7 protein-coding genes are annotated in these 7286 nt (G+C 57.5%); 4 read left to right on the top strand and 3 right to left on the bottom strand.

Annotated elements, in window-relative coordinates; all coding sequences use genetic code 11:
* Positions 1-336: 336 nt before the first annotated feature.
* Both AAC083_RS07740 and ruvX read left to right on the top strand, forming a co-directional pair.
* On the top strand, positions 337-891 hold the full coding sequence (locus AAC083_RS07740; RefSeq protein WP_181364684.1) for a YqgE/AlgH family protein: 555 nt from the start codon (positions 337-339) through the stop codon (positions 889-891).
* A gap of 43 nt (positions 892-934) precedes the next feature.
* Positions 935-1357: a Holliday junction resolvase RuvX gene (gene ruvX, locus AAC083_RS07735; protein ID WP_108536242.1), complete on the top strand. Its 423-nt coding sequence runs from the start codon at positions 935-937 to the stop codon at positions 1355-1357.
* Positions 1358-1513: 156 nt separating this feature from the next.
* On the opposite strand, the gene ampC is transcribed toward ruvX, so the two are convergent.
* Complete coding sequence (gene ampC / locus AAC083_RS07730; RefSeq protein WP_108536241.1) at positions 1514-2662, bottom strand: FOX/MOX family class C beta-lactamase; 1149 nt, start codon at positions 2660-2662, stop codon at positions 1514-1516.
* Positions 2663-3082: 420 nt separating this feature from the next.
* Positions 3083-4525 carry an alanine/glycine:cation symporter family protein gene (locus AAC083_RS07725; RefSeq protein WP_108536240.1) on the bottom strand — a complete coding sequence of 481 codons (1443 nt, stop codon included), beginning with the start codon at positions 4523-4525 and terminating at the stop codon, positions 3083-3085.
* A gap of 722 nt (positions 4526-5247) precedes the next feature.
* Between AAC083_RS07725 and tal the strand changes: the two genes are divergently transcribed.
* Positions 5248-6198, top strand: coding sequence for a transaldolase (tal, locus tag AAC083_RS07720; RefSeq protein ID WP_146181613.1), 951 nt, complete (start codon positions 5248-5250; stop codon positions 6196-6198).
* A 160-nt stretch (positions 6199-6358) separates the two neighbouring features.
* Positions 6359-6541, top strand: a complete 183-nt coding sequence (locus AAC083_RS07715) for a DUF3545 family protein (RefSeq protein WP_042037507.1) — start codon at positions 6359-6361, stop codon at positions 6539-6541.
* A gap of 49 nt (positions 6542-6590) precedes the next feature.
* Here AAC083_RS07715 and AAC083_RS07710 read toward each other — a convergent pair whose 3' ends face one another.
* Positions 6591-7139, bottom strand: coding sequence for a hemerythrin domain-containing protein (locus AAC083_RS07710; RefSeq protein WP_108536238.1), 549 nt, complete (start codon positions 7137-7139; stop codon positions 6591-6593).
* Between the last annotated feature and the right edge of the window lie 147 nt (positions 7140-7286).

Raw genomic sequence — 7286 nt, 5'->3', positions numbered from 1 at the left:
GTTTCCCGCCAGCGTACGGGGCACGCTACCTCAGCAGCGGAACGGTTCCACCGTCACCTTGCTCTGCTCCTGTGCCATGCCGTTGATCTGGGTGATGCGATCACGAAAATGACAGATCACCTCGCTGAGGGAGTGAGCCCGCCCAGCGCGCCCTTGCGCAGCACAGGTGCCAGCAGGGGCCCCAGGATCAGCATCTGTCTGATCGAAACAGCCTCCATGACGTTCTCTCCATCCTGACAATGTCGATGGAAAGGAGCGCAACCGATAAAAAGCAGTTTTGCCCGATAGAGTGAGCTGCCATAATTGCCCCAAATACCTTTGCAATATTTGGCCCATATGCAAACACTGCAAAATCATTTCCTGCTCGCCATGCCAAGCCTCTCCGATCCCTATTTCGAGCGTTCGCTGGTCTACCTGTGCGAACACAACGAAGCGGGGGCAATGGGGCTGGTGGTCAACATCCCGGTGGACATGTCGCTGGACGCCATGCTGACCCAGCTCAAGCTCGCCCCACCGGCCAGCCCGGATCTCAAACAACCCGTGCTACAAGGAGGACCGGTACACGCCGATCGCGGTTTCGTGCTGCATAGCTTCCGCCCGGGGTTCAACTCCACCCTGCAGGTGGGGGATGAACTCATGGTCACCACTTCCAAGGACATACTGGAAACCCTGGGCACAGAGCAGGCCCCGGATCACTGGCTGGTGGCGCTCGGCTACGCCGGTTGGAGTGCAGGTCAACTGGAACAGGAGCTGGTGGACGGCGCCTGGCTGGTGATCCCGCCCAATCCAGATCTTGTCTTCAAGACCCCAATCCATCAGCGCTGGCAGCAAGCCGCCGCCAGCATAGGGGTGAATCCGGTTCACCTCTCCAGCGACATCGGCCACAGCTGATCGGCTGGCCCGCTCCGCTCTCTATTTCGAGGATTTATCAGTTATGTCATCACGCAGTATCATGGGCTTTGACTACGGCACCAAGAGCATAGGGGTCGCCATCGGCCAGGAGCTCACCGGCACAGCCCAGCCCCTGCGCGCCATCAAGGCCAACGACGGAATTCCCAACTGGGACGACGTCGAGAAGCTGCTCAAGGAGTGGCAACCGGATCTGCTGGTGGTCGGCCTGCCACTGAACATGGATGGCACTGAGCAGGAGATCACGGTACGGGCCCGCAAATTCGGCAACCGTCTGCACGGCCGTTTTGGCAAACAGGTGGAGTTCAAGGACGAGCGGCTCACCACCACGGATGCCCGCGCCCGCCTGTTTGAACGGGGTGGCTACAAGGCGCTCGACAAAGGCAGCGTGGATGGGGTCTCCGCCCAGCTCATTCTGGAAGCCTGGATGGAAGAGCAGTACGGCTAGCCACCCGCGACAAGGTTAGCAGCGCTCTCCTTGCCGCGACCAGCCGCTGTGATAGCCGGTGACTACAATGACAAAATACGCCGGGGTGACCCGGCGTATTGACAAGCGTTCATTATTTACCCCAGAAGAAGTCATTCCGTCAGGCAGGCATGATCATCACAACGCCAGCTGGCTCAGGATGGCGTGAGCCGCCTTGACCCTGGCCTCGATGGGATAGTTGCGATTGGCCAGCATGACGATGCCAATCCCCCTGGCCGGCACGAACGCCACATAGGCGCCAAAGCCGCCGGTCGAGCCCGTCTTGTTATAGAGCCGCTGCTCGCCCATCGCTTTGGGCACCGCAAAGCGCGTGACCGGATTGGCCTGGAAGCTCACCGCCGGTGAGTTGCCCGCCAGCAATGTCTGCTCGGTCACCGGATAGGCGTAGCTCTCCCAGCCCAGCCCCTGAGTCATGTCCCCCACCGAATGGAAGCCTGTGTGGGTCAGCGCGATCGCGCTTGTTACCACTGCATCTCCCTGATACCCCATGTTCGCCTCGACAAACTTCAGCAGATCCGCAGAACCGGTCTTGATCCCATAAGCCTCGGCCGCCAGCACGCCCGGATTGACCCTGATGGGCTTGTCTTCCTTCGAGTAACCGTAGGCATAATTCGCCATGGCCGACTCAGGCACCTGGATATAGGTGTGATGCAAGCCCAGCTTGGGCAGCAGGGTCTGGCTCATCAGTTGCTCAAATGGCTGGCCCAGGCTATTCGCGGCCAGGTGACCAAACAGGCCTATGCTGGGATTGGAGTACTGGCGATGGGTCCCCGCCGGGTAGGCTGGCGTCCACTGGCGATAGTAGGCATGCATCTTGTCGGTGGAATCCACCTCGTCGGGAAACTGCAACGGCAGGCCGCCCGCACTGTAGGTGGCGAGTTCGGCCATGGTGATGCCGTCGAAGGTGGAGCCTTTCAGCCAGGGCGCATGCTGGCTCACTTTGTCCTCCAGCTGAAAACCACCCTTGACCGCGGCATAGGCGCCAAGGGTCGCGGTCAGTGTCTTGCTGACCGAACCAATCTCGAACAGGGTCTGCTCGCTGACGCGAGTACCGCTCTCCTGATCCGCTACCCCGTAGTTAAAGTAATGCGCCTTGCCTTCTTTGAGCACGGCGACCGCCATGCCCGGAACCCTGTGCTCCTTGAGCAAAGGCCGGATGGCGCCATCCACCACGGCCGCCAGGGGCTCGGCTTCTTTTGCATGGGATAAGGGGGAGAGCAGCAGGGCACTCAGTACCAGCAGCGACCGGGTTGGAGCTTTTTCCATTTGATGAGTCTCATGATGAATGTAGGTAACGCCAACCCCATGGCTGGCACAGTCAATCCGTGCGCAAGCCTAGATGAGCTCCATGTGCCCACTGTGAGCCAGAGTGAAGTCTGTGTGAAGTTGCCCCAAAAATGACCTTGCTCAATGGCTTACCCATTCGATACCCCTCCACCGCTGACGTATAAGCTGTAGGGGCGAAAGGAGACAAGAGCACATAGCACGACTGCTGGCGGACGAGATCAATCGCGCCAGCCCACCCCCTCCCCGAGACAACGGCAGCGGATCTGGCTGCGACAGTTGCACCAAACCTGCCGCGCATGGGATGGACAGCGATAGCGCCGACCGCCAATCATGATCCCGCGCAAGCAAAAGGGGAGCCAGTGGCTCCCCTTGTTCATCAGACAACAGCTAACACCAGGCTCAGGCCTGCTTGTTGCTCTGGGGGGGGGTGTCCCAGATCCCCTCTTCCAGCTGGCTGCGGATCTCGGGGTACTTGTTAGCATCGAAGGTGGGCAATTTGCCCAGCTTGAGCTGGTCGTTGTAGTCCTTGGCCAGCTTGATGGCCACGCCGGAGAGCAGCACTATGGCCACCAGATTGACGATAGCCATCAACCCCATGGAGACATCCGCCATGGCCCACACGGTCGGCAACTCACCCACTGAACCAAACATCACCATGCCCAGCACGAATATCCGGAACAGCACCAGACCGCCCTTGTGGTTGTGCTCCAGGAACACCAGGTTAGTCTCGGCGTAGGAGTAGTTCGCCACTATGGAGGTAAAGGCGAAGAAGAAGATGGCCGTCGCGATGAAGATGCTGCCACCACCACCTATCTGGGAGGAGAGCGCCCGCTGGGTCAGCTCGACTCCCGTGATGCCGGAGCCAGGTTCAAACTGGCCGGACATCAGTATGATGGCTGCGGTACAGGTACAGATGACGATGGTGTCGAGGAACACCCCCAGCATCTGCACATAGCCTTGCGAGGCCGGGTGCGGCGGATAGGGGGTCGCGGTCGCGGCAGCGTTGGGGGCTGAGCCCATACCGGCTTCGTTTGAGAAGAGACCGCGCTTGATGCCGTTGATCATCGCCTGGGAGATGGCATAACCCATCGCACCAGAGCCCGCTTGTTCAATCCCGAAGGCGGACTTGATGATCAGCATGAAGACATGAGGCAACTCGGTGATATTCATCGCCACGATCACCAGCGCCAGCAGGATGTAGGCCAGCGCCATGAAGGGCACCACCAGCTCGGCGAAACGGGCGATACCACGAATGCCGCCGAAGATGATAAGGCCGGAGAGCACCACCAGCGTCAGGCCGGTCGCCCAATCAGGAATACCAAACGCCACATTCATCGCCAGGCTGATGGAGTTGGCCTGCACCGCATTGAACACCAGGCCGAATGCCAGCAGCAGACAGAGGGAGAATACCACCCCCATCCAGCGCATGCCGAGGCCGCGCTCCATGTAGTATGCGGGGCCACCACGGTAGTTGCCGTCCTCGTCTTTCACCTTGTAGAGCTGGGCCAGGGTGCTCTCCACGAAGGACGTCGCCATGCCGATGAAGGCAATCAGCCACATCCAGAAGATGGCACCCGGGCCACCGAGGTAAATGGCCACGGCCACACCGGCCAGATTGCCGGTACCGACGCGGGCGGCAAGGCTGGTACAGAGGGCTTGAAAGGAGGAGATACCGGCTTTGTCCGATTTGCGGCTATTGCGCAACACGGAGAACATGTGGCCGAAATGGCGGACCTGGATAAAACCCAGGCGAAAGGTAAAGAAGATGCCGACCCCGATGAGCAGGTAGATGAGCACGGCTCCCCACATCAGGTCGTTTAGCATTGCGATCAAAGTGTCCATATTTCTCTCGTTGTTATCACGTCCATGGCCAGTCTGCGCTGGCCCCTTGCTGTCGGTGTCTGAATTAGCGGTTCACTAAAGGGGCGGAATCTAGCATAGCGAGGGAGTTCAGAATAGTGATCGCGATCACTGAGAAACCAAAAACGAGCTGTACGCCACAATAACGCTTCATTTAACACGCAAATTTTCAACAAAACTTGGAATCCAATCAATCAGCTGACAAATTAGCCCCAAAAGAGCACCTCCCGACAGTTATCTACATAGAGGTAGATGTGTTCACAGGGAAGCAAACCACGATCGCAAGCGTTTACCTGAAATGGATTTCAAAATGGCCCCGTTTTGCCAAACGTTTTACACGTAATAAAATTTCAAGTAGCTAACCACACAATTTATGTGACCGAGGACACAAAACCGATGATCGACCAAAAAAGTTGTTTTTATCGGGAGATAAATCCATTTGCAGAGAATGGATAAAAGTCGTTTTTTATCAATCACTTTTACCCCCTTCTTCTCCGCATTGCCGGCGACTGGATGATAAGCATACAAGCCCCCCTATTGCAGGATGCGCCACATCCGTATTAATTAGGCAGGCAATGGCGATGGGCCTCCCCCATCGTGCTTTTCTGAGCCTGAGCCGCCGGGATTTTGTAATTTTATTTCAGAACTGTCGTCTCACGCCCGCAACCCAGGGATCCCTCCCTCATTAAGAGATGATATTTGCTATGGCCGATAAATTAACCCAGCTGAAAGCCCTGACCACAGTTGTTGCCGATACCGGTGATATCGAAGCCATCAAGCGCTACCAGCCCATCGATGCCACCACCAACCCCTCCCTGGTGTTGAAGGCATCCGAGATCCCCGAATACGCGGCACTGATCGAAGACGCCATCAACTGGGCCAAATCCCAGAGCCAGGACAAGGCACAGCAAATCATCGACGCGGGCGACAAGCTGGCAGTCAACATCGGTCTGGAAGTGCTGAAGATAGTTCCTGGCCGCATCTCCACCGAAGTGGACGCCCGTCTCTCCTTTGATACCGACGCCAGCATCGCCAAGGCCCGCAAACTGATCCGCCTCTACAACGAAGCCGGCATCAGCAACGATCGCATCCTGATCAAGCTGGCCTCTACCTGGGAAGGGATCCGTGCCGCCGAGGTGCTGGAGAAAGAGGGTATCCAGTGCAACCTGACCCTGCTGTTCTCCTTCGCTCAGGCCCGTGCCTGTGCCGAAGCCGGCGCCTTCCTGATCTCCCCGTTCGTGGGTCGCATCCTCGACTGGTACAAGGCCAAGCACAACCGTGACTACACCTCGAGCGAAGATCCGGGCGTGGTCTCCGTCACCGCCATTTACGACTACTACAAGCAGCACGACTACCAGACTGTGGTCATGGGTGCCAGCTTCCGCAACACCGGCGAGATCCTGGAACTGGCTGGCTGTGACCGCCTGACCATAGGCCCGGCCCTGCTGGAAGAGCTGAGCAAGACCGAAGGCGCCGTGGTGCGCAAGCTGAACTACACAGGCGAGCGTCTGCCGAAGCCAACTCCGATGACCGAAGCCGAATTCCGCTGGGAACTGAACCAGGACGCCATGGCCGTCGAGAAGCTGGGCGAAGGGATCCGCATGTTCGCCGTCGACCAGGGCAAGCTGGAAACCATGCTGGCCAGCCGCCTCTAATCCGGGCAGCAAGAGCAGACAAAAACCGGGCTCCCGCAAGGGAGTCCGGTTTTTTTATGGGCGCAGGATCCCCTGTCATGAGTTCGTCACGAAAACGTTTTAATTTTAATAGCGTTATGTTATACGGGTGATGAGAACGAGAATAACCAAGGAGGGAGCCATGGATATGTTCAACTTCGATTATGACGATGTGGTTGAGCTCGGTTCACGTAGCCGCGGAACAACGGGAAAGAAACGTAAATGGCGTGAGATTGAGGCGTTGAAAGACAAGCATCGCCTGCAGAAGGAGCTGCAATCCATCGACATCGCCTACGAAGGTCTCTCGGAAGAGATCGAACTGTAAAAACAGCGCCCCGGTTACCCGGGGCGCTGTTTTTAGTGGCTTGTGATGGTCAGAAGGAGAGTGGCAACGACAGGCGTTTGGCCAGCGCCTGGAAGTGCTGACTGATCTCGGCGCCAAACAGGGGATCCCCTATGGCCCGGTTATGCCAGATCTGCTCCAGGTGACGCCAATCATCCTCGGTCAGCGAATCACGCAGATGGGGGAAGATGACTCCCTCTTCATAGTTTATGTGCGCCTCTTGCAGCGTCACAAACTGCTCCAGCCTTGCCGTGAACTGATCCAGCGGGATGACGGCATCCATCAGTATCATCTCCACCATCTCCTTGAGCTCAGCGCCGGCCTCCAGCAATCTGGCGTGCTCTTCCTGCAACCGGTTGGCAACCTCGCCTTCCACCACCCGGTATTTCAGGTAGTAGTCGTAGATCATCTCCTCTTTCGGGTGGTGGTACTTGTCCGAGACCTCCCGCAAATAATCAACCACGTCCCGAAGCAGGAAGTAGCTGACCGGCTGTTCATTGCGAATGACGGCGAGCTTGTGTTTGAGCAGCGCCAGCAACCTGGAGATGTTGAGATGATCCTTGTGCAGACTGGCTAGCATGGGCACTCCTTGCGCTGAAATGAGACGATCCTGCCTCCAGTATACGGTCATTTATCACGCTAACTTTGCACTCAATCAAGTCATCTGCAGACAAAGTGCCAAGTGACGCACAATGCTAGCCCCCTGCTCCTGCCATCCTAGCTCGAT

It is taken from the genome of Aeromonas sp. HMWF014, from assembly GCF_963878295.1.
Lineage (GTDB): Bacteria > Pseudomonadota > Gammaproteobacteria > Enterobacterales > Aeromonadaceae > Aeromonas > Aeromonas popoffii.
This window is presented reverse-complemented; position numbering and strand designations above follow the sequence as displayed.

Coding starts and splice junctions, on each gene's coding strand:
- AAC083_RS07740 (WP_181364684.1), top strand. CDS start 337: ATGCAAACACTGCAAAATCATTTCCTGCTCGCCATGCCAAGCCTCTCC.
- ruvX (WP_108536242.1), top strand. CDS start 935: ATGTCATCACGCAGTATCATGGGCTTTGACTACGGCACCAAGAGCATA.
- ampC (WP_108536241.1), bottom strand. CDS start 2,662: ATGGAAAAAGCTCCAACCCGGTCGCTGCTGGTACTGAGTGCCCTGCTG.
- AAC083_RS07725 (WP_108536240.1), bottom strand. CDS start 4,525: ATGGACACTTTGATCGCAATGCTAAACGACCTGATGTGGGGAGCCGTG.
- tal (WP_146181613.1), top strand. CDS start 5,248: ATGGCCGATAAATTAACCCAGCTGAAAGCCCTGACCACAGTTGTTGCC.
- AAC083_RS07715 (WP_042037507.1), top strand. CDS start 6,359: ATGGATATGTTCAACTTCGATTATGACGATGTGGTTGAGCTCGGTTCA.
- AAC083_RS07710 (WP_108536238.1), bottom strand. CDS start 7,139: ATGCTAGCCAGTCTGCACAAGGATCATCTCAACATCTCCAGGTTGCTG.